The 25,824-nt window shown below is 62.5% G+C and carries 27 protein-coding genes; 4 read left to right on the top strand and 23 right to left on the bottom strand.

Translation table 11 applies throughout. The annotated features are described in order from the left end of the window. Positions 1-6: 6 nt before the first annotated feature. From ntrC to dusB, 3 genes are read right to left on the bottom strand one after another with little or no spacing between them, the layout of a single operon-like run. Complete coding sequence (gene ntrC, locus AYK65_RS07245; RefSeq protein WP_026614300.1) at positions 7-1,461, bottom strand: nitrogen regulation protein NR(I); 1,455 nt, start codon at positions 1,459-1,461, stop codon at positions 7-9. Next, positions 1,458-2,606 (bottom strand): two-component system sensor histidine kinase NtrB, encoded by a 1,149-nt coding sequence (locus AYK65_RS07240; protein WP_046118244.1) that lies wholly within the window; start codon positions 2,604-2,606, stop codon positions 1,458-1,460. Before AYK65_RS07240 ends, ntrC begins: the two co-directional genes overlap by 4 nt. After that, a complete protein-coding gene (dusB, locus tag AYK65_RS07235) occupies positions 2,603-3,631 on the bottom strand; it encodes a tRNA dihydrouridine synthase DusB (RefSeq protein WP_081158103.1) in 1,029 nt (342 codons plus the stop codon). Before dusB ends, AYK65_RS07240 begins: the two co-directional genes overlap by 4 nt. A gap of 226 nt (positions 3,632-3,857) precedes the next feature. Between dusB and AYK65_RS07230 the strand changes: the two genes are divergently transcribed. Both AYK65_RS07230 and AYK65_RS07225 read left to right on the top strand, forming a co-directional pair. Next, positions 3,858-5,072: a bifunctional 2-C-methyl-D-erythritol 4-phosphate cytidylyltransferase/2-C-methyl-D-erythritol 2,4-cyclodiphosphate synthase gene (locus tag AYK65_RS07230; RefSeq protein ID WP_046118531.1), complete on the top strand. Its 1,215-nt coding sequence runs from the start codon at positions 3,858-3,860 to the stop codon at positions 5,070-5,072. Beyond that, positions 5,072-5,575 (top strand): CinA family protein, encoded by a 504-nt coding sequence (locus AYK65_RS07225; protein ID WP_081158102.1) that lies wholly within the window; start codon positions 5,072-5,074, stop codon positions 5,573-5,575. Before AYK65_RS07230 ends, AYK65_RS07225 begins: the two co-directional genes overlap by 1 nt. On the opposite strand, the gene AYK65_RS07220 is transcribed toward AYK65_RS07225, so the two are convergent. From AYK65_RS07220 to tpiA, 19 genes are all read right to left on the bottom strand, one after another. Continuing rightward, complete coding sequence (locus AYK65_RS07220; protein ID WP_026614305.1) at positions 5,557-6,012, bottom strand: type II toxin-antitoxin system RatA family toxin; 456 nt, start codon at positions 6,010-6,012, stop codon at positions 5,557-5,559. The genes AYK65_RS07225 and AYK65_RS07220 overlap by 19 nt on opposite strands. A 144-nt stretch (positions 6,013-6,156) precedes the next feature. Next, positions 6,157-6,951, bottom strand: a complete 795-nt coding sequence (locus tag AYK65_RS07215) for a class I SAM-dependent methyltransferase (RefSeq protein ID WP_026614306.1) — start codon at positions 6,949-6,951, stop codon at positions 6,157-6,159. A 102-nt stretch (positions 6,952-7,053) separates the two neighbouring features. Then, complete coding sequence (gene lipA / locus AYK65_RS07210; protein WP_026614307.1) at positions 7,054-8,022, bottom strand: lipoyl synthase; 969 nt, start codon at positions 8,020-8,022, stop codon at positions 7,054-7,056. A 134-nt stretch (positions 8,023-8,156) separates the two neighbouring features. Continuing rightward, entirely contained in the window at positions 8,157-8,408 is a 252-nt protein-coding gene (locus tag AYK65_RS07205; protein WP_026614308.1) for a GlsB/YeaQ/YmgE family stress response membrane protein, read from the bottom strand. A 75-nt stretch (positions 8,409-8,483) separates the two neighbouring features. Continuing rightward, a complete protein-coding gene (lpdA, locus tag AYK65_RS07200) occupies positions 8,484-9,929 on the bottom strand; it encodes a dihydrolipoyl dehydrogenase (protein WP_081158101.1) in 1,446 nt (481 codons plus the stop codon). Between the two features lie 18 nt (positions 9,930-9,947). Next, positions 9,948-10,529, bottom strand: a complete 582-nt coding sequence (locus tag AYK65_RS07195; RefSeq protein WP_026614310.1) for a GNAT family N-acetyltransferase — start codon at positions 10,527-10,529, stop codon at positions 9,948-9,950. Between the two features lie 2 nt (positions 10,530-10,531). Then, on the bottom strand, positions 10,532-11,173 hold the full coding sequence (locus AYK65_RS07190) for an SGNH/GDSL hydrolase family protein (protein ID WP_026614311.1): 642 nt from the start codon (positions 11,171-11,173) through the stop codon (positions 10,532-10,534). After that, positions 11,174-11,665, bottom strand: a complete 492-nt coding sequence (locus AYK65_RS07185) for a hypothetical protein (protein WP_139793141.1) — start codon at positions 11,663-11,665, stop codon at positions 11,174-11,176. It lies immediately after the preceding gene. Positions 11,666-11,679: 14 nt separating this feature from the next. Beyond that, a complete protein-coding gene (locus tag AYK65_RS07180) occupies positions 11,680-13,008 on the bottom strand; it encodes a pyruvate dehydrogenase complex dihydrolipoamide acetyltransferase (RefSeq protein ID WP_026614313.1) in 1,329 nt (442 codons plus the stop codon). Next, a complete protein-coding gene (locus tag AYK65_RS07175) occupies positions 13,008-13,310 on the bottom strand; it encodes a hypothetical protein (RefSeq protein ID WP_026614314.1) in 303 nt (100 codons plus the stop codon). Before AYK65_RS07175 ends, AYK65_RS07180 begins: the two co-directional genes overlap by 1 nt. A 13-nt stretch (positions 13,311-13,323) precedes the next feature. After that, positions 13,324-14,700 carry a pyruvate dehydrogenase complex E1 component subunit beta gene (locus AYK65_RS07170; protein WP_046118249.1) on the bottom strand — a complete coding sequence of 459 codons (1,377 nt, stop codon included), beginning with the start codon at positions 14,698-14,700 and terminating at the stop codon, positions 13,324-13,326. A gap of 17 nt (positions 14,701-14,717) precedes the next feature. Beyond that, complete coding sequence (gene pdhA / locus AYK65_RS07165) at positions 14,718-15,764, bottom strand: pyruvate dehydrogenase (acetyl-transferring) E1 component subunit alpha (RefSeq protein ID WP_026614316.1); 1,047 nt, start codon at positions 15,762-15,764, stop codon at positions 14,718-14,720. Between the two features lie 137 nt (positions 15,765-15,901). Next, a complete protein-coding gene (locus AYK65_RS07160; RefSeq protein WP_026614317.1) occupies positions 15,902-16,222 on the bottom strand; it encodes an FtsB family cell division protein in 321 nt (106 codons plus the stop codon). 284 nt (positions 16,223-16,506) lie between these two features. Next, positions 16,507-17,781, bottom strand: a complete 1,275-nt coding sequence (gene eno, locus AYK65_RS07155; RefSeq protein WP_026614318.1) for a phosphopyruvate hydratase — start codon at positions 17,779-17,781, stop codon at positions 16,507-16,509. A gap of 140 nt (positions 17,782-17,921) precedes the next feature. Further along, the gene (kdsA, locus tag AYK65_RS07150; RefSeq protein WP_081158099.1) at positions 17,922-18,761 is read right to left on the bottom strand and encodes a 3-deoxy-8-phosphooctulonate synthase; all 840 of its coding nucleotides are present in this window, start codon (positions 18,759-18,761) and stop codon (positions 17,922-17,924) included. A gap of 2 nt (positions 18,762-18,763) precedes the next feature. Beyond that, entirely contained in the window at positions 18,764-19,654 is an 891-nt protein-coding gene (locus AYK65_RS07145; protein WP_026614320.1) for a VOC family protein, read from the bottom strand. A 155-nt stretch (positions 19,655-19,809) separates the two neighbouring features. After that, complete coding sequence (locus AYK65_RS07140) at positions 19,810-21,447, bottom strand: CTP synthase (RefSeq protein ID WP_077068090.1); 1,638 nt, start codon at positions 21,445-21,447, stop codon at positions 19,810-19,812. A 139-nt stretch (positions 21,448-21,586) separates the two neighbouring features. Further along, a complete protein-coding gene (gene secG, locus AYK65_RS07135) occupies positions 21,587-22,066 on the bottom strand; it encodes a preprotein translocase subunit SecG (protein WP_081158098.1) in 480 nt (159 codons plus the stop codon). 129 nt (positions 22,067-22,195) lie between these two features. Then, positions 22,196-22,966, bottom strand: a complete 771-nt coding sequence (tpiA, locus tag AYK65_RS07130) for a triose-phosphate isomerase (protein WP_081158097.1) — start codon at positions 22,964-22,966, stop codon at positions 22,196-22,198. A gap of 240 nt (positions 22,967-23,206) precedes the next feature. Between tpiA and AYK65_RS07125 the strand changes: the two genes are divergently transcribed. Together AYK65_RS07125 and AYK65_RS07120 are read left to right on the top strand one after the other, a co-directional pair. Beyond that, positions 23,207-23,827: a cytochrome b gene (locus AYK65_RS07125; protein ID WP_026614324.1), complete on the top strand. Its 621-nt coding sequence runs from the start codon at positions 23,207-23,209 to the stop codon at positions 23,825-23,827. Positions 23,828-23,829: 2 nt separating this feature from the next. Then, the gene (locus AYK65_RS07120; protein ID WP_139793140.1) at positions 23,830-24,429 is read left to right on the top strand and encodes a YceI family protein; all 600 of its coding nucleotides are present in this window, start codon (positions 23,830-23,832) and stop codon (positions 24,427-24,429) included. A gap of 62 nt (positions 24,430-24,491) precedes the next feature. On the opposite strand, the gene AYK65_RS07115 is transcribed toward AYK65_RS07120, so the two are convergent. Next, positions 24,492-25,817, bottom strand: coding sequence for an FAD-binding oxidoreductase (locus tag AYK65_RS07115; RefSeq protein ID WP_081158096.1), 1,326 nt, complete (start codon positions 25,815-25,817; stop codon positions 24,492-24,494). Positions 25,818-25,824 lie beyond the last annotated feature (7 nt).

Genomic DNA, 25,824 nt, shown 5'->3' with positions numbered 1-25,824 from the left:
TCTTAGTCAAGCGCTACGCGAGCTGCGATAAACCGAGACCCCAAGCTCGCGGATCTTCTTGCGCAAGGTGTTCCGGTTGAGACCGAGCAGATCGGCTGCCTTGATCTGGTTGCCCCTCGTGGCCGTCAGCGCCGCGAGAATCAACGGATATTCCATCTCCGCAAGCACGCGGTCATAAAGGCCGGAAGGCGGTAAGGCGTCGCCAAAGCTTGCGAAATATTGGCGCATGTTTTCCTCGACCGCCTGCGAGATCGACATCGAACCGTTACGGGTTGCGGCCTTCTCGATCGGGCTGTCGGGCACCTCCGAGCGCAGCTCGTTCTCGATGATCTCGCGAGTGATGACATCCTGTGGATAAAGTGCGGTCAGCCGGCGGACGAGGTTCTCGAGCTCGCGCACATTGCCCGGCCAGGGATGCGCTTTCATCAGTTCCAGCGCCTCCTGATCGAAGCGCTTGGCATCGAGCCCCTCCTTTTCGGCCTGCTGAACGAAATGGCGGACGAGATCCGGGATATCCTCGGCGCGGTCTCTGAGCGGCGGCAGGCGCAGCGGAACGACGTTCAGCCGATAATAGAGGTCCTCGCGGAAAAGCCCCTGATTGATCGACTGTTTCAGATCCTTATTCGTCGCTGCGACGATGCGCACGTCGGAGCGGATCGGTGTGCGGCCTCCGACCGTCGTATACTCGCCCTGCTGCAGTACGCGCAGAAGCCGGGTCTGAGCGTCCATCGGCATGTCGCCGATTTCATCGAGGAAGAGCGTTCCGCCTTCGGCCTGTTCGAAACGGCCGGTGGAGCGGGTCTGCGCGCCGGTGAACGCCCCCTTCTCGTGGCCGAACAGTTCCGATTCGATGAGGTCGCGCGGGATCGCCGCCATGTTGATCGCGACGAAGGGGCCGTTTCTCCGTTTGCCATAGTCGTGCAGCGCACGCGCGACCAGTTCCTTGCCGGTCCCGGATTCGCCGGTGATCATCAGCGTCAGGTCGGTCTGCATCAGGCGCGCCAGCACCCGGTAGATTTCCTGCATGGCGGCGGAGCGGCCGACGAGCGGCATGCCGTCCTGCGAGTCGTCGTCGAGCTTGGAAGGGCGGCGCTTCGGCTCGGCAAGCGCCCGGCCGATAATGCCGATCAGCTCGGTCAGGTCGAAAGGCTTCGGCAGATAATCGTAGGCGCCCTTCTCCGATGCCTTGATCGCCGTCATGAAGGTGTTCTGGGCGCTCATCACCAGGACCGGCAGGTCCGGTCGCGCCTTCTTGATCCGCGGCAGGAGATCGAAGGCATTCTCGTCCGGCATCACCACGTCGGTGACGACCAGGTCGCCATCGCCGGCGGCAATCCAGCGCCAGAGGGTCGCCGCATTGGAGGTGATCCGCACGTCGTATCCGGCACGGCTCAGGGCCTGGTTGAGCACGGTGCGAATGGCAGCGTCGTCATCCGCTACGAGGATCGTTGCGCCCGTCATCCATTGGTTCCTTTTGTCATCGGAGTTTCGTCGTCCGCCGCCAATCCTTTGGAGGCCGGCATCAGAACGCGGAAAGTGGTGCGATTATGCTGACTGTCGCATTCGACGATGCCGCCATGGCCACCAATGATCTTGGCCACGAGCGCCAGGCCGAGGCCCGACCCGTTCGTCTTGGTGGTGATAAAGGGGTCGAAAAGATGCGGCAGCAGATCGGCCGGAACACCCGGGCCGTTATCGTGCACGCAGAACTCCAGAGGGAGCGAAATCTTTTCGCGCGTCCCCGCGACCGAAAGCCGGATGCCCGGCCGATAGGCGGTCGTCAGCATGATCTCGCCATCTGCCCTGTCGCCGATCGCCTCGGCGGCATTCTTGACCAGGTTGAGGAAGACCTGAACGAGCTGGTCGCGATTGGCGAAGACCGGCGGCAGCGACGGGTCGTAGTTCTCGGAAATCTTGATACTGCGGGCGAAGCCGGCCTTGGCGATCGCCTTCACGTGGTCGAGCACCGAATGGATATTGAGCGGCACGCGGTCGACGGGCCGCTCGTCGGAAAAGACCTCCATGCGGTCGACGAGCGAAACGATACGGTCCGTCTCGTCGCAAATGAGCCTTGTAAGGGCGCGGTCCTCGTCATTGACCGAGGTTTCGAGGAGCTGTGCCGCGCCACGGATGCCGGAGAGCGGGTTCTTGATCTCGTGTGCCAGCATCGAGGCAAGACCCGTGACCGACCGCGCGGCGGCACGGTGCGTCAGTTGCCGGTCGATCTTGTCGGCCATTGACCGTTCCTGGAAGACGATCACCACCGACCCTGGCTGCGACAGGACAGGGGCCACGTAGAGGTCGACGAGCTTGTCGGCGCCGAGGCGCGGCGAGCTCAGGTCGACCCGGTATTCATTGACCGGCGCCCGCCGCTCGCGCACCTGCTCGATCAAGGTCAGGAGCGGACTGCCGAAGGGGATGAAGGCGCTGATATCGTGCCGGGCAAGGTGATTGGCGCTTGCACCGAAGAAGGACTCCGCCTCCCAGTTCGCGAAGGCCACGAAGCCGTTTTCGTCGACGAGAATGACCGGGTTCTGGATCGCGTTGAGGACCGCCATCGAAAGGTCGTTGGCACCTCCTGCCGGCGCCGTTGCCATTTCGCTCATGCCGCAATCTCCTCCGTGACGATCTCCCCGGCAGACCGCACGATCGCGGCCGCCACGCGATCACTGACGAGACGCGCATCCGTCGATGTCAGGATCGCCGCCTTCTCCGCGACCTGAAGATCGGCCGCGAAGCGGTCCAGATACCAGGCGACGTGCTTGCGGGCGTGGCGAAGACCGATCTCCACGCCATAGAATTCGAGCATCATCTCGTAATGTTCGGCGAATATCCGGGCGATGTCGGTCACATCGGGATGAGCGGCAACGCCCGCAAGAACGCCCGGATGCCAGGGCCGTCCTTGGCACGACCGCCCGACCATGACCGCGTCTGCGCCGGACCGGCGCAGGATTTCCATGGCGTCGGCGAGCGTATCGACATCGCCATTGGCAATCAGCGGAACGGAGATCGCCTCGCGGACCGCCCGGATCGCATCCCAATTCGCCTTTCCGTTGTAGAACTGCATGCGCGTGCGGCCGTGGATGGTGATGGCCTGCACGCCAGCCTCCTCCGCCCTCCGTGCAATCAGCGGCGCATTGATCGAATTTTCGTCCCAGCCGAGCCGCATCTTCAGCGTTACCGGCACGGTGGCCGCCTTCACCGTCGCCTCGATGAGGGAAAGGGCATGATCCGGGTCACGCATCAGCGCCGAGCCGGAATAACCGCCGGTAACCTTCTTGGCGGGGCAGCCCATATTGATATCGATGATGTCCGCGCCATTGGCTTCGACGATTCGCGCCGCCTCCGCCATCCAGTGCGCCTCGCGCCCGGCAAGCTGGACGATGTGCGGATCGATACCGGAATTCCTGAGCCGCGCCCAGGATTCAGCCGCATTGCAGACCAGTTCACGACTCGCCACCATCTCGGTCACGACAAAGCCCGCGCCGAAGCGCCACGCAAGCATGCGAAAGGGCAAATCCGTCACCCCGGACATCGGCGCAAGCGCTATCCGATTGCGGATTTGAGCTTTCCCGATCTTGAGCGACGATGAGAGGGCCGATGGCGGCAAATGCATATCTTTCGGGCACATAATATTCTTGCACTATTTTTAGCCACTGTTCTCGAACTTGCCAAGCGGTTTTGACGCGGTCGACAAAATTCCTTGAAGTGCACGAACGCGCTTCAATTTTTCCTCTCCGTGCATATCGGTCATACCGCTTCACAGTTTCCGGCGATATGCACAGATGGCTGGCAATGACGGGACCTTCGCGGTACACCACGGCGAAGATCGGCGAACGGCGGGACACATACAGAAGATGCAATTCGAAGACCAGTTCTCCTGCGGCATCGTCATCGTGGCGGCCGGGCGCGGCGAGCGCGCCGGCCAGTCGGCCGAGGGGCCGAAGCAATATCGCAGGATCGGCGATCGTCCGGTTATCGCTCATACGCTTGACATTTTCGCGACATGGACCGGCACGGGTCCGGTCGTCGTTGTCATTCACCCGGACGATGAAGACCTGTTCGCATCGGCACGCAAGCGGATGTCTCGCCAGCTCGATCTGACCGTGGTTCACGGCGGTCCGACGCGCCAGGTTTCGGTGCTTGCCGGCCTGGAAGCACTCGCCGCCACGGGCGCCGAATATGTGTTGATCCACGACGCCGTGCGTCCGTTTTTCGATCACGCCCTCCTCGACCGCTGCCACGCAGCGCTGCAGCACGGGGCCGAGGCGGTGCTTCCGGCGGTCGCCGTCGCCGACACGCTGAAACGCGCTAGAGCCGGAGGCATCGTAGAGGAGACGGTCCCGCGGGCCGATCTCTATGCCGCGCAGACGCCGCAATGCTTCCGGTTGGAGACGATTCTTTCCGCCCACCGCCGAGCGGCCGCAGGCGGCCGAGCCGACTTCACCGACGACGCCTCGATCGCCGAATGGGCCGGCATCCCGGTTCTTCTGGTGGAGGGATCGGCCGACAACATCAAACTGACATTGCGAAGGGACATTTCGATGGCGGACGAGAAGCTGACACGCCACGCAATTCCGGATGTGCGCACCGGCAACGGCTATGACGTGCACCAGCTCGTCGAGGGCGACGGCGTCACACTCTGCGGCGTCTTCATCCCGCACGACCGCAAGCTCTCCGGCCATTCCGACGCGGATGTCGCCCTGCATGCCTTGACCGATGCGCTCCTTGCGACCTGCGGCGAGGGCGATATAGGCGATCATTTCCCACCCTCCGACCCGCAATGGAAGGGCGCACCCTCCCGCATCTTCCTGGAGCACGCGGCGCGGATCGTGCGCGAGCGCGGCGGCACTATCACCAATGCGGACGTATCGCTGATCGCCGAGGCGCCGAAAGTCGGGCCGCATCGCCAGCAGATGCGCGAGAACCTTGCGGCAATGCTCGATATCTCCCTCGACCGCTGCTCGATCAAGGCGACGACTAATGAGAAGCTCGGTTTCGTCGGCCGCAGGGAAGGCATCGCGGCAATTGCCACCGCGACGGTCGTCTACGCACCACGGAGCGAAACGTGATGTGGCCTGCCGATATCGAGCAGAAAGCGCGGGCAATCATCAAGGACTTCACCGCGCGCGGGCTCAAACTCGCGACGGCCGAGTCCTGTACCGGCGGCCTGATCGCCGGGGTGTTGACCGAGATCGCCGGTTCGTCTTCCGTCGTCGATCGCGGTTTCGTCACCTATTCGAACGACGCGAAGGTCCAGATGCTCGGGGTCAAGCTCGCAACGCTTGCCGCACACGGCGCGGTGTCGCGCGAGACGGCCATGGAAATGGCCCTCGGTGCCGTTTCGCATTCGGACTCCGATTTCGCCGTGGCCGTCACGGGTATTGCCGGCCCGAGCGGCGGCTCAGCGGACAAGCCGGCGGGCCTCGTCCATTTCGCCGCGGCCGGACGCGACGGTGCGCTTGTTCATCGCGAGATGCGCTTCGGGGATATCGGCCGAGATGCGGTGCGGCTGGCTGCGGTTAGAACCGCGCTCGGCCTCGTCGGAGAGATCGCTCAGGCGCCGGCGCCGTAGATCACGTCGGCCCGCTTTTCGAAAGCCTCCGAGAACATCCGGAAGGCGCGGTCGAACATCGAGCCCATCAAAGCCCCGAGAATGCGGCTCTTGAACTCGTATTCGATGCAGAAATGGACGATCGATTCGGTTTCGTTCAAGGGCTCGAAACGCCAGACGTTATCGAGGTATTTGAACGGCCCTTCGATATAGTTGACGTCGATCAACAACTCCGCCCTCTTCAGCAGCACCTGTGTGGTGAAGGTTTCGCGGACTGCCTTATATCCCACCGTCATGTCCGCCATCAGCAGGACCTTCCCTTCCCTCTCCTTGCGCGAGCGCACGCTCAAGGCCTCGCAAAGCGGCAGGAACTCCGGATAGCGCTCGACATCGGCGACGAGGTCGAACATCTGCTCGGCCGAATGCTTGACGACGTGGTTGGTTTCGAAGTGCGGCATGATTTGGAGTTAAGGCCGCGGCGTGGGAAGATCAAGGAGGAGGTGAATTTGCGCACCGTAATCCTCCCGGAAACACACCTGGACTTCGGCGCGAGCTTCCGGGCACCCAGCGCGCCTTCTGAAAAGTGGCCGACACTGCATGTTTCATCGGGATAGGGGTTTCCTGAGGCGGATGTGAAGGAATATCGGAACAACGCGCGTGTCCGCGACGGCCGGGTACAACCGTGCAGCCTCCTCGGACGCCATCGGCTCGCGGAACTCCTCTAGCGAGAAACCCGACGCGACGATCATCGTCATCCAGGTACTGAGCGTCCGGTGAAAGCGCGGGACACGAAAGGGGGCAACACCCTCCCGTTCTTCCGACGGAATCGTCGAAAACAGCCACGTCTCGATCCGTCCGTCGGTCTCGTCGAAATAATCCGCCAGTTCGACGGCGCGACAGTCTCCCTTCTCGTCACGAATGGTCTTGCGACGCGGAGGCACAAAACAGGGGTGGAGGATGGAGAACTGGAAAAAGCCGCCCCCGCGGAGAACCCGGAAGACCTGCTGCAGGACACGACGCTGGTCGGGCATGTCCATCAGAGACATGAAAGCGGTAACGAAATCGAACTCACCGTCGGCGAAAGGCAGGTCTCGACCATCGCCAAGCATGTACCGGATGCCCCGAGGATCTTCTGCCTCTTGTTCCTGAGCGAGGCGGATGAAGCTCGGCGCGATATCTATCGCGGTCATCCGCGCCTTGCATTCCGCAAGCCGGCGGGTGTTGGTCCCTTCGCCGCAGCCCAGATCGAGGCCACGCAACCCAGCGATGGACGGAAGCATATCTAGGAAAGCGGGCGTATTCAGCGCATCGCGATAAACGTCGTAGCCCGCACGCGAGAACTTCGTCCAGTTCTCGGCATTCGCCTCCCAGCAAGCACCTACCTCGGCGGATTGCATCGAAACCTCCCTCGATAGACCCACGTCCAGAGGTTGCGATTTACAATCTCACGCCCGCTTCAGCAAGACGAGTAGCCTCAATTAAAAGCGGCAGATGCCGGCTTATTCCGCTGCAGCCAACTTCTTCTCGCGCGCCGCCTTCAGCCGAGCGAAATCGTCGCCGGCATGGTGCGACGAGCGGGTGAGCGGGCTCGATGAGACCATCAGGAAGCCCTTGGTGTAGGCGACCGTCTCGTAGGACTTGAACTCCTCCGGCGTCACGAATTTCTCGACCTTGTGATGCTTGCGGGTCGGCTGCAGGTACTGCCCGATCGTCAAGAAATCGACGTCGGCGGTGCGCAGGTCGTCCATCAGTTGCAGCACTTCGTTCCGCTCCTCGCCGAGGCCGACCATGATGCCGGACTTGGTGAACATCGAGGGGTCGAGTTCCTTGACCCGCTGCAGCAGCCGGATCGAATGGAAATAGCGTGCGCCGGGGCGCACGGTCAGATAGTTGGAGGGCACCGTTTCGAGATTGTGGTTGAAAACGTCGGGCTTGGCGGCGACGACACGCTCAAGCGCGCCGGGCTTCCTCAGGAAGTCGGGCGTCAGGATCTCGATCGTCGTCGCGGGGGACGCCTCGCGGATCGCGAAGATCACCTTTTCGAAATGCTCGGCACCACCATCATCGAGATCGTCGCGGTCGACCGAGGTGATGACCACGTGGCTCAAGCCCATCTGCTTGACGGCCTTGGCGACATTGGCGGGCTCTTCGAGGTCGAGGGCGTTGGGCTTGCCGGTCGAGACATTGCAGAAGGCGCAGGCGCGCGTGCAGATCTCACCCATGATCATGAAGGTGGCGTGCTTCTTGTCCCAGCATTCGCCGATATTCGGGCAGCCGGCTTCCTCGCAGACGGTGACGAGGTTGTTGCCCTTCACGATGGAGCGGGTCTCCATGTAGCCCTTCGAGGTCGGCGCCTTCACGCGAATCCAGTCCGGCTTGCGCAGGACTTCGGTGTCGGGTCTGTGCGCCTTTTCCGGGTGGCGAACGCGCTGAGCCCGATCCGAGACCGCATCGAAAACCGTTACCATGTGACTTCCTTCATCGTATCGGGCCTCGGCTTAAGCCGCTGCGCCCGCTTTCGATCTATATAACGAGCCGGACATGAAAAGTCAGGCCACCATTTGCATGGCAGCCCGACCGCAAGTGAATGGCGAGTGGATCCCTAACCTCTGACGGCCCGCCCCGCCGCGATCAGCAGACAGGCGCCGATAAAGCCGATGATGAGATAGGCCACCCATCCGGTATAGGCCAAGCCGAAGGCGGCCAGGATGAAATTCAGCACGACCGCACCGATGATGCCGAGGATGATATTCGCAAACAGCCCCATCTGGCTGTGCATGAATTGCTCCGCCAGCCAACCGGCAAGACCGCCGATGATGATGGCGGCCAAAATGCCCACTCCGTTCAGACTCATAACGACCTCCGCGCATTGAAAATGCCGTGCAATCAATGCGTGATGCGATCGAAAGTTCCGGACGGCGGCGCGTCATCACGCGTTCAGCACCTTGCCGTAGGCGTCGAGCACGCTTTCCTTCATCATTTCCGAAAGTGTCGGATGCGGGAAGACCGTGTGCATCAACTCTTCCTCGGTCGTCTCGAGGTTCATGGCGACGACGAAGCCCTGGATGAGTTCGGTCACTTCGGCGCCGACCATGTGCGCGCCGAGGAGTTCGCCGGTCTTCTTGTCGAAAATCGTCTTGATCAGGCCCTGGTCCTCGCCGAGCGCGATGGCCTTGCCATTGGCGCCGAAGCTGTAGCGCCCGACGCGGATCTCGCGGCCGAGTTCCTTGGCCTTCGCCTCGGTGAGACCGACGGAGGCGACCTGCGGGTCGCAATAGGTGCAGCCCGGAATCTTGCCCTTGTCGAGCGCGTGCACGCCGGGAACGCCGGCGATCTTCTCGACGCAGATCACTCCCTCATGCTCGGCCTTGTGCGCGAGCATCGGCGGGCCGGCGACGTCGCCAATCGCATAGATGCCGGCGACATTGGTCCTGCCGTAGCCGTCGGTGACGATGCAGCCGCGGCTGGTCTCGACGCGCAGCGCCTCGAGGCCGAGATTCTCGATATTGCCCTGGACGCCGATTGCGGAAATCAGGCGATCCGCCTTGATCTGCGTGACCTTGCCGTCCTTCGTCTCGACATGGGCAGTCACGTCGTTGGCGCCCCTTTCGACCTTCGTCACCTTCGCATCCGTGAAGATCTTCATGCCGCGCTTTTCGAGCTGCTTGCGGGCAAAGGCGGAGATCTCCGCGTCCTCAACCGGCATGATCTGCGGCAGCAGTTCGACGACGGTCACGTCCACGCCCATCGAGCGGTAGAAACTCGCGAATTCGATGCCGATCGCACCGGAGCCCATGACAAGCATGGTCTTCGGCATTTCCTCGGGTTTCATCGCCTCGAAATAGGTCCAGATCAGCTTGCCGTCCGACTCGATGCCGGGCAGCGCCCGCGGCCGCGCGCCGGTCGCGATGATGATGTGCTTGGCGGTATAGGTACCCTCGCCCTTCACACCCTTAGGAACCGGGTTCTGCGGCTGCACGGCGGGCTTCGACGGCGCGCCGACGACGATCTCGCCAGGCTTCGTCAGCTTAGCCTCGCCCCAGATCACGTCGACCTTGTTCTTCTTCATGAGGAAGGCGACGCCGCCGTTCAGCCGCGCCGACACGGCGCGCGAACGGGCGACGACGTCCTTGACGTTGGCGGTCATCTTGCCTTCGAGCGTCAGGCCATAATTCTTGGCGTGGTTGGCGTGGTCGAGAATTTCGGCCGAGCGCAAGAGCGCCTTGGTCGGAATGCACCCCCAGTTGAGGCAGATGCCGCCGAGGTGCTCGCGCTCGACGATCGCCGTCTTCAGGCCCAGTTGCGCCGAGCGGATGGCGGTCACATAGCCGCCCGGGCCCGAACCGATAACGATGACGTCGTAATTCTCAGCCATGTGTTTCCTACCTCTGTTTCAAGCGACCTTGCGGGTGAAAAGCACCCAATCGTGTTTCCTGCTGTCTTCGAAGAGCGGCACGGCCGCGGCACGCGCCACCTCCTCGAAGCCGTTCCTCTTGTAGAGCGCCTGCGCCACGTCATTGTGGCTTTCGGTGATGAGGCTCACCGGCGCCTCTCCAGCGCGGGCAAATTCATTCTCGAGCAACGCGCGGCCGATCCCCTTGCCGCGGTGATGCCGGTAGACACCGAGGCTATCGATGAACCAGTGACCAACCACTTGGCTCTGGAGTGCAAGCAGAGGGCCGAGCACCGGATGCTTCGGCTCGATTTCCCGAATGGAGGCGTCGATCGCGTAGGAGACCGAGACGCCGACGATCTCATCCTCGACAACGGCCACGACCGCATCGCGCCAGGTGCCGAGGCCCGAATCCTGCCGCAGCCGGTTGCGGCCGTGCTCGAAGGCGGTTTCGGCAGATTTGCTGAGCACGCCGCCGTACCAGAGCCAGGAGGCAAAGCCATGCGAGGCGATATCGATGAGGATCGCAAGCTCTGCCGCATCGCTCCGTTTCGCGGGCCTGAGGGTCGCGCCAGCCGTCATCGTCAGAGCCCGAGCATCATCCTGACGACCGGCTCCAATCCACGGCCGATCGCCCGGGTGTTGTCCGCGTCGAGATGAACGCCATCGAGCGGCGTCGTTCGTGCGACCGAACCAGCATCGAAAAAGCCGCAGTCGAGCTCATCGGCGAGGTCCCGATAGAGAGATGCCAGCATCGCCGCCTGCTCGACGCCGCCCGCGTACATGGCTGCAAAGGCGCTGTTGGCGCTCTCGCAAAGCGGCGGCGGTGAGACGATCAGGATGTCCGGCCCTTCCCCTGCCTCGGTCGGCCAGTCGTGCTTGCGCACCAGACTGACGAGCCGCGAGATGCCCTTGACGGCGCCGAAGGCCGTGCCATGAATCGCCGGCTTCATGTCGTTCGAGCCGAGCATGAGAATGACGAGGTCGAGCGGGGCGTGGCTATGAAGCACGGTCGGCAGGACGCGCGCGCCGTTTCGGTCGCAGTCCGCCAGATGGTCGTCATAGGCCGTTGTGCGACCGTTCAACCCCTCGGCAATGATATTTACGCCGGCGCCGAGCGCCTTCTGCAGCACGCTCGGCCAGCGATCCTCCAACGCGTGCCGACCCGCGCTGCTCGCGTCGTAGCCCCAGGTCAGACTGTCACCGTAGCAAAGGACTGTTTTCATTCACGTTTCGCCTAGACTGGTGAGGAAATCTGAACCGGTGCGCCTTGACGCCCAGTCGACGAGGGCCCATTGGGTGATCACGGCAAGCGCGCAGGGGATCACTGCACCCAAGAGGTAGAGGAGATCAATAACTCCGATGCCGTCGTTCGAATAGATCGCCGCCACAACACATGCCATCCCAGCAGTAAGCATAAGCGCCAGCAAGAGCAGCATGCCTTGCTTCAGCGCCGCTGCCGGTGCGGGTCGCATCTGCGCGACGAACGCCAACAGGCCCGCGATCACTGCCACCGGGAGGACGTTAAGGCCTACCAACGCGAAATCCGGTCCGTCGAACGGCAGTTCATCGGCCTCAAAGAACCTCGTCAGCAGCCAGGCAAACGCCCCGAACGCCAAGATGCCCGCAAACCCAGACAAGAGAGATGCGCCCGCCGACACTCCGAAAGCCCGCAAAAGACGGGAAATCAGCGATGCCGATTTGCGCACCTCGCCCATTCAGGCCCCCAAGGTCAGACGAGCATGCCCATCGGGTTCTCGATGTAGCGCTTGAAGGCGGCGAGCAGTTCGGCGCCGAGCGCGCCATCGACGCAGCGATGGTCGGTGGAGAGCGTGACGGTCATCATGTTGGCGATGACCATCTCCTTGTTCTTGACGACGACGCGCTCCTCGCCGGCACCGACCGCGAGGATCGTCGCATGCGGCGGGTTGACGACGGCGGCGAAGTTCTTGACGCCCATCATGCCCATGTTGGATACGGCGGTGGTGCCACCCTGGTATTCTTCCGGCTTCAGCTTGCGCTCCTTCGCGCGCTTGCCGAGATCCTTCATCTCGTTGGAGATGGCGGACAGGCTCTTTAGTTCCGCCTGGCGGACGATCGGGGTGATCAGTCCTCCAGGAATGGAGACGGCAACGCCGACGTCGGCGTGCTTGTGCTTGACCATGTTCGAGTCGGTCCAGGAGACGTTCGCGTCCGGAACGTCGCGCAGCGCCAGCGCCAGCGCCTTGATCACCATGTCGTTGACCGAGAGCTTGTAGACCGGCTTGCCGTCCTTCTCGGGGGCGGCGGCATTGAGCTGGGCGCGCAGCGCCAGCAGCGCGTCGAGCTCGCAATCGAGCGAGACGTAGAAATGCGGGATCGTCTGCTTCGATTCCTGCAGGCGCTTTGCGATGGTCTTGCGCATGCCGTCATGCGGCACGAGCTCGTAGGAGCCCGGCTCGAACAGCTTGAGGACGGCGTCTTCCGACATGCCCTTGGCGAGTGCCGGGGCCGGAGCTGCGGCAGCAGGGGGGGCTGCGGTCGGCTTGGCCGTGCCGCCGGCAACGGCAGCCTCGACGTCCTTCTTGACGACGCGGCCATAGGGGCCTGAACCAGCGATCGCCGACAGATCGATACCCGCCTCCTTGGCAAGACGGCGCGCGAGCGGCGAAGAGAAGATACGCTTGCCATCGGTGGCAACCGGTGCCGGTGCGGCAGCTTGCGGCGCCGGTGCTGCGGCGGGTGCCGGGGCAGCGGCCGCTGCCGGAGCCTGTTCCGGTGCCTTCGCCGCAGGTGCCGCCGCGGCGCCGTTACCCTTTGCGGCTACGGAGACATCCTCGCCTTCGGCGGCGAGAACTGCGATCAGCGCATTGACCTTGACGCCCTCGGTCCCGGCCGGAACGACGATCTTGGCGACCGTACCCTCATCGACGGCTTCGACTTCCATCGTCGCCTTGTCGGTCTCGATCTCCGCGATGACGTCGCCAGACTTGACCTTGTCGCCCTCCTTGACGAGCCACTTGGCCAGATTGCCTTCTTCCATCGTCGGAGACAGGGCCGGCATGGTGATGTTGATTGGCATTATTGTCCCTCCCGAAACGAAGTGGCAACGGCTAGTTCAAGCTGCCGCCCACCGATCGATTTTCCAATTGTCCATGCCACTACAAAGTTGAATGCCACGAAACCTGCAATCAGGCCAACTATCGCGCCGCCCCACGTGTAAATCGGCGCAAGTATCTCCGAACGGACACCGACTAACGCACCAACAAATCCCACAATGAAACCGAAAACCGCACCTGAGACTGTGCCAGCCAGAAGGCAAAGCAAAGTCGATTTCCAGTAGATCGACCAGGCAACACGCCTGGTCTCCGTCATCGTTGCCATCGCTACCCCCTGCTTATTTATAGCAGACGGTTTTCACCGCCTCGACGACTTCGGCAACGTTCGGCAGAGCGAGCTTTTCGAGGTTAGCCGCATAGGGCATCGGCACATCCTTGCCGGCGATCGTCAGGATCGGCGCATCGAGATAATCGAAGGCCTGCTGCATGACGCGGGTGGCGATCTCGGTGCCGACGGAGGACTGCGGGTAGCCTTCCTCGACGGTAACGAGGCGACCGGTCTTCTTCACCGATTCGATGACAGTCGGGATATCCATCGGGCGGATCGTGCGCAGGTCGATCAGTTCGACGTCGATGCCCTGCGCCTCGAGCTCGGCCGCGGCCTTGACCGCATAGGTCATGCCGATGCCGAAGGAGACGATCGTGGCGTCCTTGCCGACACGGTGGATGCGGGCTTTGCCGATCGGCAACACGAAATCATCGAGCTTCGGCACTTCGAAGGACTGGCCGTAGAGGATTTCGTTTTCGAGGAAGATCACCGGGTTCGGATCGCGGATGGCGGCCTTGAGCAGGCCCTTCGCATCCGCCGCCGTATAAGGCATGACGACCTTCAGGCCCGGGATGTGGCTGTACCAGGCGGCATAGCACTGCGAGTGCTGCGCGGCGACGCGGGCTGCCGCACCGCTCGGGCCGCGGAAGACGATCGGCGCGCCCATCTGTCCGCCGGACATGTAGAGCGTCTTGGCGGCGGAGTTGATGATCTGGTCGATCGCCTGCATGGCGAAGTTGAAGGTCATGAACTCGACGATCGGACGCAGACCGGTCATCGCCGCACCGACGCCGACACCGGCAAAGCCATGCTCGGTGATCGGAGTGTCGACCACGCGGCGCGGGCCGAATTCCTGCAGCAGACCCTGGGTCACCTTGTAGGCGCCCTGATATTCGGCGACCTCCTCACCCATGACGAAGACATCGTCATTGGCGCGCATTTCTTCCGCCATCGCGTCACGAAGCGCTTCGCGCACGGTCATGGTCACCATCTCGGTGCCGGCAGGGATCGCCGGATCGGCGGGGATTTCCGCCTTCGGCTGGGCCGCAACGGGAGCTGCAGCGGCAGGCGCTTCAGTAGCGGCAGGCTTCGGCGCCTCCATTTTCGGCGCCTCGGCCTTGGCTGCAATGTCACCTGCGCCTTCACCGTCCTGCAGCAGCACGGCAATCGGCGTGTTGACCTTGACGCCTTCCGTGCCGGCGGCAATCAGCAACTTGCCGATCGTGCCTTCGTCGACGGCTTCCACTTCCATCGTCGCCTTGTCGGTCTCGATCTCGGCAATGACGTCGCCGGAGGACACCCTGTCGCCCTCGTTCTTCAGCCACTTGGAAAGCGTGCCTTCCTCCATCGTCGGGGAAAGGGCAGGCATGAGAATTTCTACTGGCATATTTGTCCCTCCCCGGATCAAAGCAGGATGTCGGTGTAGAGCTCGGATGCATCCGGCTCCGGATCAGACTGGGCGAAATCGGCACTGTCCGCGACGATGTCGCGAACATCCTTGTCGATCTGCTTCAGCTCGTCCTCGCTGGCCCAGCCTTTCTCCATGACACGGGCCTTAACCTGCTCGATCGGATCGTGCTCCGAACGCATCTTCTGCACCTCATCCTTCGACCGATACTTCGCCGGGTCGGACATGGAATGGCCGCGATAGCGGTAGGTCAGCATTTCGAGGATGATCGGGCCCTTACCGGAGCGGCAGTGCTCGACGGCCTCGTCGGCAGCCGCCTTGACGGCACGCACGTCCATGCCGTCGACCTGATAGCCGGGAATACCGAAGGAAGCGCCGCGCTGCGAGAAGTCGGTCTGAGCCGAGGCGCGCGACACGGAGGTTCCCATCGCATAGCGGTTGTTCTCGACGATGTAGATCGCCGGAAGCTTCCAGAGGGCGGCCATATTGAAGCTCTCGTAAACCTGGCCCTGGTTGGCGGCGCCGTCGCCGAAATAGGCGAGGCTGACATTGTCGTTGCCGCGATATTTGTTGGCGAAAGCAAGACCGGTTCCGAGCGATACCTGCGCCCCGACGATGCCGTGGCCGCCATAGAAATGCTTTTCCTTGGAGAACATGTGCATCGAACCGCCCTTCCCTTTGGAAAGGCCGCCGCGGCGACCGGTGAGCTCCGCCATGACGCCGCGCGCACTCATGCCGCAGGCGAGCATGTGGCCGTGATCGCGATAGCCGGTAATGACCTGATCGCCTTCCTTCAGCGCCATCTGCATGCCGACGACGACCGCTTCCTGGCCGATATAGAGGTGACAGAAGCCGCCGATGAAGCCCATGCCATAGAGCTGGCCGGCCTTCTCCTCGAAACGCCGGATCAACAGCATTTCGCGATAGGCTTTCAGATCGTCTTCCTTGGAGAATTCGGCGATCGTGCCGCCGGTGAAGTCCTTTTTGGCCGGCTTGGCAGCAGTCTTGCGGCTGGAGACGGACGCGGTTTTTCGCGGAGCCATTCGTTCCTCCCTACGGTTAGCCTTTGGTCGGCTACCATAGGGAAAGAAGAGCGCTGCAGCAATGCCATATTTGCATGGCTATTATTCGGCGCAACCCTTTGATTTTCCAGAATTTACTTCAATTAACAAAATTTCGGTTAATTCCTGGAATGGTGAAAAATAACGATCTCGTCGCTACGCGACATGTTGAGCGCGAGGCGAGCTTTTTCATCCAGCATGTCTCTTTCCAGCGAGCCATCGCTCATCAGCTCCACTTCCTTTTCAAGGATTTTTCGCTTCTGAGTGAGCTCGTCCAGCCGTGCCTGCCGCTCGGCGATCTGGCGGTCGAATTCCTCGGTTGCCCTCAGACCGTAGCCGCCATGAATGGAATGATAGCCGAAATAGGAAAGGAAGGCGACCGCCAGTAGCGGTACCACCAATCGCCCCAATCTCCGCTTCTTGTGATGCCGTGTCCACATCGCTCATGCCCTGGATCACGATGAACTCAGGCAAACTCGCCCGGGATCATGAGTGATCGATTTTAGAAGTGGAGCGGGATGCGCGAATAAAACCGCACATACTTTCGCGCTTCCCGCTCCATACGCAGTACGAAAACCGAGACTAACGGCGATTGATTAACCGACCGTTGACCATGAAGGGCCTGAAAAAGCGAAACCCGCCTGCCGGCGAGGCAGACGGGCTTGAATCCTCGATTTGCGACGGCAGGCGGATGAGGGCGAAACCCTAGCTACCCGCCCATCAATCAGCCGCGCAGGATCGAGCGGCCGGCGTATTGTGCCTGCAGGCCGAGCTGCTCCTCTATGCGGATAAGCTGGTTGTATTTCGCGAGCCGGTCGGAACGGGCGAGCGAACCGGTCTTGATCTGTCCGCAGTTGGTGGCTACCGCAAGGTCGGCGATCGTCGAATCCTCTGTCTCGCCGGAACGGTGCGACATGACGGCGGTGTAGCGCGCCTTGTGCGCCGTCTCGACGGCATCGAGCGTCTCGGAGAGCGAACCGATCTGGTTGACCTTGACGAGGATCGAGTTCGCGACACCCATCTTGATGCCGTCGCGGAGCCGTGCGGAGTTGGTAACGAACAGGTCGTCGCCGACGAGTTGGCACTTGTTGCCGATGAGGTCGGTCAGCGCCTTCCAGCCATCCCAGTCGTCCTCGGCCATGCCGTCCTCGATCGAGATGATCGGGTACTTGCCCGCGAGCTCGGCGAGGTACTCGGCCATTGCGCCCGGCTCCAGGGTACGGCCCTCGCCTTCAAGCACGTATTTGCCGTCCTTGAAGAATTCCGTCGAGGCGCAATCGAGCGCGACATACATGTCTTCGCCCGGCTTGTAACCCGCCTTCTCGATCGACTTCATGATGTAGTCTAGCGCCGCCGGGGCGGAAGCGAGACCCGGTGCAAAACCGCCTTCGTCGCCGACATTGGTGTTATGCCCCTCGGCGGCAAGCTGCTTCTTCAGCGTGTGGAAGACTTCCGAACCCATGCGCACGGCGTCCTTCAGCGTCTCGGCGCCGACCGGCATGATCATGAATTCCTGGAAGTCGATCGGGTTGTCGGCATGCGCCCCGCCATTGATGATGTTCATCATCGGAACCGGCAGAAGATGCGCGTTCGGGCCACCGACATAGCGGTAGAGCGGCAGGCCGGAGGCTTCGGCGGCGGCCTTGGCGACGGCGAGCGAAACACCGAGAATGGCGTTGGCGCCGAGGCGAGACTTGTTCGGCGTGCCGTCGAGCTCGATCATCGTCTTGTCGATCTGGATCTGGTTTTCTGCGTCCAAACCGCCGATCGCTTCGAAAATCTCGCCGTTGACGGCATCGACCGCGCGCTCGACACCCTTGCCGAGATAGCGGGTGCCGCCATCGCGCAGTTCGACCGCTTCATGCGCACCGGTGGAGGCACCCGACGGAACGGCAGCCCGACCGAAACTGCCGTCTTCGAGATGGACGTCGACCTCGACGGTCGGGTTGCCGCGGCTGTCGAGAATTTCTCGGCCGATGATGTCGATGATAGCAGTCATGATCTCTTCCCTGCTTGTGGACGGTGATGATGGTGGGGCCTGTCTTAATTCATGGCCTCGAAATTACAATGGCGCGGCGGATGCAAACGGCCGGCGCCATCGTGCTTCATGAAAATTTCACGAAAACAGCGCGGCGCCGCTCACGCTTTGGCGATCGCATCGAAGGCGAGCAGCTTCTCGAGAAGCCGCGGCATGTCCTTGAGCGGCACCATGTTCGGGCCATCGGAAGGAGCATTGTCCGGGTCTTCGTGGGTCTCGATGAAAACGCCTGCGACGCCGACGGCAACGGCCGCCCTCGCAAGGGTCTCTACGAATTGGCGCTGACCGCCTGACGAGCCGCCCTGCCCGCCCGGCTGCTGCACCGAATGAGTGGCGTCAAAGACTACCGGCGCGCCGAGCGCAGCCATGATCGGCAGAGAGCGCATATCGGAAACCAGCGTATTGTAGCCGAAGGACGCGCCCCGCTCGCATAGAAGCACGTTCGGATTGCCGCTCATGGTGAACTTGGCGAGCACGTTCTTCATGTCCCAGGGGGCGAGGAACTGGCCCTTCTTGACGTTGATCGCGCGTCCCGTCTTCGCGGCGGCGACAAGCAGGTCCGTCTGGCGCGACAGAAAGGCCGGGATCTGCAGGATGTCGACGGTCTCGGCGACGACCGCGCATTGCTCTTCCGTATGGATGTCCGTCAAGACCGGAAATCCGAATTCCTTCTTGAGATCGGCAAAGATTTCCATTGCTTTTTCAAGGCCGATGCCGCGCTTGCCGGAGAGTGACGTGCGGTTCGCCTTATCGAAGGAGGACTTGTAGACGAGGCCGAGGCCGAGCGACTTGCAGAGCTCCACAAGCTTGCCAGCCATCATGAAGGCGTGCTCGCGGCTTTCCATCTGACAGGGGCCGGCGATCAATGTCAGCCGTTCCTTCTGCGAGAAGACCACCTGGCCGGCACCTTCGCCGACGACAACCCTTGCATTGGCTTCCATAGTCACACTCCAAACGCGAAAATCACCCCCTGCCCCGGCGCTTCCGGGACAATGAGGCGTCCGCCCATTTCTGCAAATTCGATATCGTTCTGCGCAAATAGCGCACGTGTCGCTTCGAGATCGGCAACACGGAAGACCACCGCGCGACCGCGCAAGCCACGTTCGGCGCCGCTTACCGAGCGGCCGAAGAAAGCCTCCATGCCCGCCGGATTGAGGACGGTAAGCTTCGCGCTGCCGGCTTGAATATCCATGCCGAAGGAATGGGCCGAGACCTCGCGCTCGTCGACGCCCTCTTGCAGCAGATATTGGAAATCGGTCGGGTTCTGCTCCGAAAGCACGACCTCGGAGATACCCAATACGCCGTTTTCATGTTGATGAAGCGGCGTGCTTTCGACCGGCAGGGCGCGGATGCGCTGGCAACTGAAGAGGAAGAAATCCGGCGAGCGCAGATCCGCGGCAAAAGCGAGCCTGAAGGAGCCGAGACCTTCGCGCCCGTCCGGCAGCCGCATCGGCCGAGAAAACTCCAGCATGTCGCCGCCGGAGATACCACGCGACCGGAAGCGGATGTGATCTTCAGTGGCGTCCGGCGTTCCGAGCACGATCGCTGACAGGCCTTCGTGCCCTTGGCGGAAGCGGAACGCCTGATCGCGCGCGACGAAGACGTTACCGGCAAGAGCCGCAGCCTCGCACTCCTCGCGCGAGGCGACGGCAAGCGGTTCCAGATAGGTGTTGTCCGCAAAGAAGACGCAGGCGTTTGCGGTTCCGAAGGGATGGCGCGCTTCCTCGGCTACCGTGAAGCCGAGATCGGTCAAGCGCCGCCTCGCCCGCACGAGATCGGCCACCGGTAGCACGACATGATCGAGCGGGCGGGCGGTTCGCTTGGACAGCTTCATGGCAGGTTCCCTGATAACCGATTGCCGCTGTTTGCAACTTTTGCCCGCCGATTGCAAGCGCGGCGGCGGCCGGCAGGGCTCGATCACAAAAACGGCGACGGCCGGCCCTTCGGGACCGGCCGCAGAAATTATCGCGTCATCTCGACCAGCGCCGCCTACACCAGCCGCGACTGTACCAGCGCCGCTTCGATGAAGCTCGCAAAGAGCGGGTGCGGATCGAGCGGACGCGACTTCAGTTCCGGGTGATATTGAACGCCGATGAACCAGGGATGGTCGGGGTACTCGATTGTCTCCGGCAGGAGGCCATCCGGCGACATGCCGGAGAAGACCAGGCCGCAGGATTCCAGCCGATCCTTGTAGTCGACGTTGACCTCATAGCGGTGACGGTGGCGCTCGGAAATGTCCGTCGAACCATAGATCTCGGCGATCTTGGTGCTCGGCTTGAGGGCAGCGCGGTAGGCGCCGAGGCGCATGGTGCCGCCGAGGTCGCCCGAGGCCGAGCGCTTCTCCAGCTCGTTGCCCTTGAGCCACTCGGTCATCAGGCCGACGACCGGTTCCTTGGTCGGACCGAATTCGGTCGACGACGCCTTCTCGATGCCGGCGAGATTGCGGGCTGCCTCGACGACCGCCATCTGCATGCCGAAACAGATGCCGAAATAGGGCACTTTGCGTTCGCGGGCAAAGCGCGCCGCGTTGATCTTCCCTTGAGAACCACGCTCGCCGAAGCCGCCGGGCACGAGAATGCCGTGGACCTTTTCGAGATACGGTGCCGGATCTTCCTTTTCGAAGATCTCCGACTCGATCCATTCGAGCTTGACCTTCACCCGGTTGGCGATACCGCCATGGTAGAGTGCCTCGATCAGCGACTTATAGGCGTCCTTGAGGCCGGTATATTTGCCGACGATCGCAATCGTCACCTCGCCTTCCGGCGTGCGGATGCGATGGGCGACGTCTTCCCAGGCTTGCATCCGAGGCTTCGGCGCCGGCTCGATGCCGAAGGCGGCAAGCACTTCGTTGTCGAGACCTTCCTTGTGATAGGCGATAGGCACGTCATAGATCGAGGCCACGTCGAGCGCCTGAATGACCGCGGATTGGCGGACGTTGCAGAAGAGCGACAGCTTGCGGCGCTCGGCTTCCGGGATTTCGCGGTCGGCGCGGACAAGCAGGATATCGGGATGGATGCCGAGCGCCTGCAGTTCCTTGACCGAATGCTGGGTGGGCTTGGTCTTCAATTCGCCCGCGGCCGGAATATAGGGCATCAGCGTCAGGTGGACGTAGACGGCGGTGCCGCGCGGCAAGTCGTTGCCGAGTTGGCGGATCGCCTCCATGAAAGGCATCGCCTCGATGTCGCCGACGGTGCCGCCGATCTCACAGATGACGAAATCGTAATCGTCGTTGCCCTCGGTAACGAAGTTTTTGATCTCATTGGTGACGTGCGGGATCACCTGCACCGTCGCGCCGAGATAGTCGCCACGCCGTTCCTTGTCGATGATGTTCTTGTAGATCCGGCCCGTGGTGATGTTGTCGGTCTTCGTCGCCGAGCGGCCGGTGAAGCGCTCGTAGTGGCCGAGATCGAGGTCGGTTTCGGCGCCGTCGTCGGTGACGAACACTTCGCCGTGCTGGGTCGGGCTCATGGTGCCCGGGTCTACGTTCAGATAGGGGTCAAGCTTGCGCAGCCTCACCCGGTAGCCACGCGCCTGCAGCAACGCTCCAAGAGCGGCCGCAGCAATGCCTTTTCCGAGGGAGGAAACCACGCCGCCAGTGATGAATACATATCGCGCCATGGGAGTCACCGGATACCTTTTCACAAATGATTCCGCCACCGAAAAATTCGTCTTTCAGAATTTTTCCGTCTTTCGGGAGGGCAGATTTCACACAAAACAAAACCGGCGGATGAAACCATCCGCCGGCGGGTTCTTTCGAATGGCGGCCTTACTGGCCGCTCGGAACTTGCGATCCCGTATTGCCGTTGGCGCCGTTCGCCGGCGCTGCGGGCGCGGGCGCCGCACCCGTCGGCGCTTGGGCGGGAGCGGTTGCGCCACCTGCCGGAGCCGCATTGTCGGCGCCGTTGCCCGGAGCCGGAGCCTGCGTGTTTCCGCCGGCCGGAGCGGGCTGGCCGCCGCCGAGCGAATCAAGCACGCCGCCGCTCGAGCCCGTGCCCGGAATCCGCTCGAGGATATCGGTGGCCTGCGGCTCGTAGCGCGACAGAATGCCCATCGCGAGCGCGAGCCCGAAGAAGAGGAAGGCCAGAACAGCCGTCGTGCGGGTCAGCGCATTGGCCGTGCCGCGCGCGGACATGAAGCCCGAACCGCCGCCGATACCGAGACCACCGCCTTCGGAACGCTGAATGAGAACGACGCCGATCAAGGCGACGACCACCATGAGATAGATGACGAGTAGTACGGTCTGCATCAGCTTCCAGTCCTGCCCTCTTCGGGCATGCGAATCGAACGATCGCGGCCGCGAACGGCTGCGCCAATTTGGCGCCTCTTTATACCAAGCCGCCAGCTAATCCAAGCCCCTGCCGGGTCGCCCCGACGATCAGGCTGCCAATTCCTCGTAGGCCCTGTAAATGGCGAGGAAATCGTCGGCTTTCAAGCTCGCACCCCCGATCAGCGCGCCGTCCACATTGGCGACGCCCATCAGTTCCTTGGCGTTGGAGGGCTTGACGGAGCCGCCGTAGAGAATGCGCATCTTGCCGCCTTCCGCACCAAAACGGTGCACGAGTTCGCGGCGCATGAAGGCGTGCGCCTCCTCGACGTCGGCGGCCGTCGGCGTAAGCCCCGTGCCGATCGCCCAAACCGGCTCGTAGGCGATCACGGTGTTCTCGGCCGTAGCTCCGTCCGGCAGGCTTCCGGCGAGCTGGCGTTTCAGGACATCGAGCGTCTCGCCGCCCTTGCGCTCCGCTTCCGTCTCGCCGATGCAGACGATTGCGACGAGGTCAGCGGCGTGGGCCGCTTCGGCTTTGGCATGTACCAGTGCGTCGCTCTCGCCGTGGTCGGTGCGGCGCTCGGAGTGGCCGACGATGACATGGGTGCCGAAACAATCGGCGATCATCTGGGCCGAAATGTCGCCGGTATGGGCGCCCGCCTCCTTCTGGTGGCAGTCCTGAGCACCGATCATCAGCGGGCTGTCGTCGCAAAGCGCTGTCGCAACATAAAGCAGCGTTGCCGGCGGGCAGATCAGCGTGTCCACCTTGGCGGAAAGCTCACCCTTGACGCCCTCCGCCATGGCCTTGATCTGGTCCAGCCATGCGCGCGTTCCATTCATCTTCCAGTTGCCTGCAACGAGCGGGCGGATATCGGGCGTCATGAAATTCCTCCGGATCAGATCTTCCTCTCGGGCAAGCGGCCTAGCAAATCGCCAAGGCAAAAAAAAGCACCCGAGCGCTTTATTCGTTCCGCTTGGCGCCGCGGGCATCGCCGAGAACCGTCGGCAAGGCCGGTCGAACTTGAACCGGTATGCGGCGAATAAAAGCAGCGCTTCGGGCGTCTCATACTGGCGAGCGCGCACTCGCGAAGGGAATGACTGCCTCCATCATCGGAAGACGCCATGCTCCGCAACAGCGATAGCGGATTTGGATCGGCGACCATCGTCCTGCACTGGACGATTGCCGTTCTCATCCTCGGGCTCACCCTGCTCGGCTTCATCATGCGCCGGACCGAAATCGACCCGGCTCTGCAATTTTCCCTCTACCAATGGCACAAATCCTTCGGGTTCACAGCGCTGGGGCTCGCTATCCTTCGCACGGCCTGGTGGTTCATCGAGCGCAGTCCGGCGCCTGTTGCTGGCCTCGGTCCACTGGAGCACATAGCGGCCCGTATGGCGCACTCGGTACTCATCCTCCTCGCGCTCGTCGTGCCGCTCGCCGGCTGGGCGGTCGTCTCCGCCTCGACACTGAACATCCCGAGCTTCTATTTCAATGCGATCGTCATTCCGCATCTGCCGCTTGCCCAATCAGAGACATCGGAGGCGTTCTGGACCTTTGCCCACGCCTTGCTTGCCTATCTCACTCTCGGCCTAGTCGTGCTCCACGCGGCGGCAGCACTCTACCACCACTCGATAAGACGCGACGAAGTGCTCGTCCGCATGCTTCGGCCCAGTTTCGGCTTACGGCGCTCCCGGACGCTCGACGCTCACGAGAACGACGACACCGCCGTCGAGAGGAAATGATCATGATGATCCCACGCGGGCAGACCATAAGAGCGATTGTTTCATTCGCGCTTCTCGCCTTCTCGGCAGCACCTGCGACGGGCGCGAGGGCGCCGGCGCTTGCGGACGCGGCCGGCAATTACCGTATCGCCAGCTCCTCTGTCATCCATTTCAGCATCGCGCAGGTCGGAGGCGGCGGGGGCATCGCCGGGAATTTCGCAAAATTTTCCGGCGGGTTCCGGCTAGACCGCGACAATATCGGGCGATCTTCCGTCGAGTTCACGCTTTACCCGGAGAGCGTCAGGTCAAGCGAGCGGCGCATCGAGAATTTCCTTCGCTCCAGCGCCGTTTTCGACACGGCCAACTATAAGACGGTGACCTTCCGTTCCACCAGCGTCACGCAGACCGGGCCGGACACTGCGACAGTCGAGGGGACGCTGACCGCCCGCGGCAAGGCCCGCAAGGAGCGCTTTGCGGTCACGCTCACCGACTGGAACAGGCGTTCGATTTCCTTCACCATTCGCGGCAGCATCCGCCGATCGCCCTATGGCATCGACGTCGGAACGCCCATCTATTCCAACGTCGTCGAGTTCGACATGAACATCAGAGGGCTGAGGCGCTGAATCACCGCGATGTCAGCTCCCGCGATGTCGAAGCGGCATGCAGCCGGCCGTACGACCTTTCCTTATCCCGCTCGTAAGGCCAGCGCCGTGCGCCGCCAGAAGTTCGAAGCCATGGCCGGATCGCGCAGCGCCTCGAGCCGTCTCCAGGACGGGAATGATGCGTCGAAGGCTTCGGGGCTCATGCGAAAATCCCCGCACGGACTGATTGCGCCACCGGCCTCGACGACAATACAGTCGAGAGCGTCCAACAGCTTGATCGTGGTCTCGCCGTGGTCGGCAAAGTCCAACGTCAAGCTGAAGCCCGGCCGAGGGAACGAGAGACGTCCGCTCGCGGCAACGTCCCCAAAACGCTGCAACCTCGTCTGAACGGAAGCATGGCCCATGCGACGCGCGGTCTCGAGCAGACGAGCCGTCGTCTCCGGCGCGTTCGCGGCGGGATAGACGCTCTGATGCTGGCAGAGACCCCTCCGACCGTAGAGCCGGTTCCATCCGTTGATGCCATCGAGCGGATGGAAGTAGGTCGTCCACTTCACGGTCGAAACGGTTTCGCCGGGGCTCTGCTTGCGAAAGCGGTATTCGTTCCACGCCCTCAACGTCACGCTGTTGAGGAGATTGACGGGCGGAGAGAAGGGCACGGAAAGCTTCAGCCGTTTCGGAATGTCCGGAAACTCGCAGGCCCCGTCCGCGTGGTCGGCCGCCCAGAGCACGCCCCTCCCCGTCCGCCGTCCGGTCGCAAGCTGATCCACCCAGGCGGCGACATATTCATGCTCTTCGCCGGCGCGGTCGACGAGCGTGAAATACTGGTCGAGATTCTCGAAGCGGATCGTATGCCGCTGGACATGCGGCGACGGTACCTTCATCAGCCGAAGCTCGACGTCCAGGATGAGCCCGGTCAGACCCATGCCGCCGATCGTGGCCGCGAAAAGCTCGGCATTCTCCTCAGGAGAACAGACCATTCGCTCGCCCGCCGAGCGCAGCAACGTCAGGCGCCGGACGTGGTTGCCGAAGGAGCCCCGGCCATAGTGATTGCCGCCGTGAACATCGTTGGCGACGGCACCGCCCACCGTCACGAGGGCCGTTGCAGGCGTGACCGGCAGAAAGAATCGATGTGGGACGGCCCGAGCAAGAATGTCACCGAGTGTGACGCCAGCTTCGCAGGTCAGGATGCCGGTCCCCGGGTCGAAGGCCAGGATACGGTTGTGTCTCCCGCATTCGATGAGCGTCCCGGAATCGTTTCGGCGACCATCGCCGTAGCTGAGGCCACTACCGACGGGGAGAAACGCCATCGGCTCGATCGAGCCGATGCGGTCCTCGTAGTCATCCGGCGAGATGATCCGCCTGGGCGAGCCCCGGGGCTGCCCCTCGTTTTCGAATTCATCCATGCTCATCGCGCTC

The organism is Ensifer aridi (assembly GCF_002078505.1).
Classification (GTDB): domain Bacteria; phylum Pseudomonadota; class Alphaproteobacteria; order Rhizobiales; family Rhizobiaceae; genus Sinorhizobium; species Sinorhizobium aridi.
This window is presented reverse-complemented; position numbering and strand designations above follow the sequence as displayed.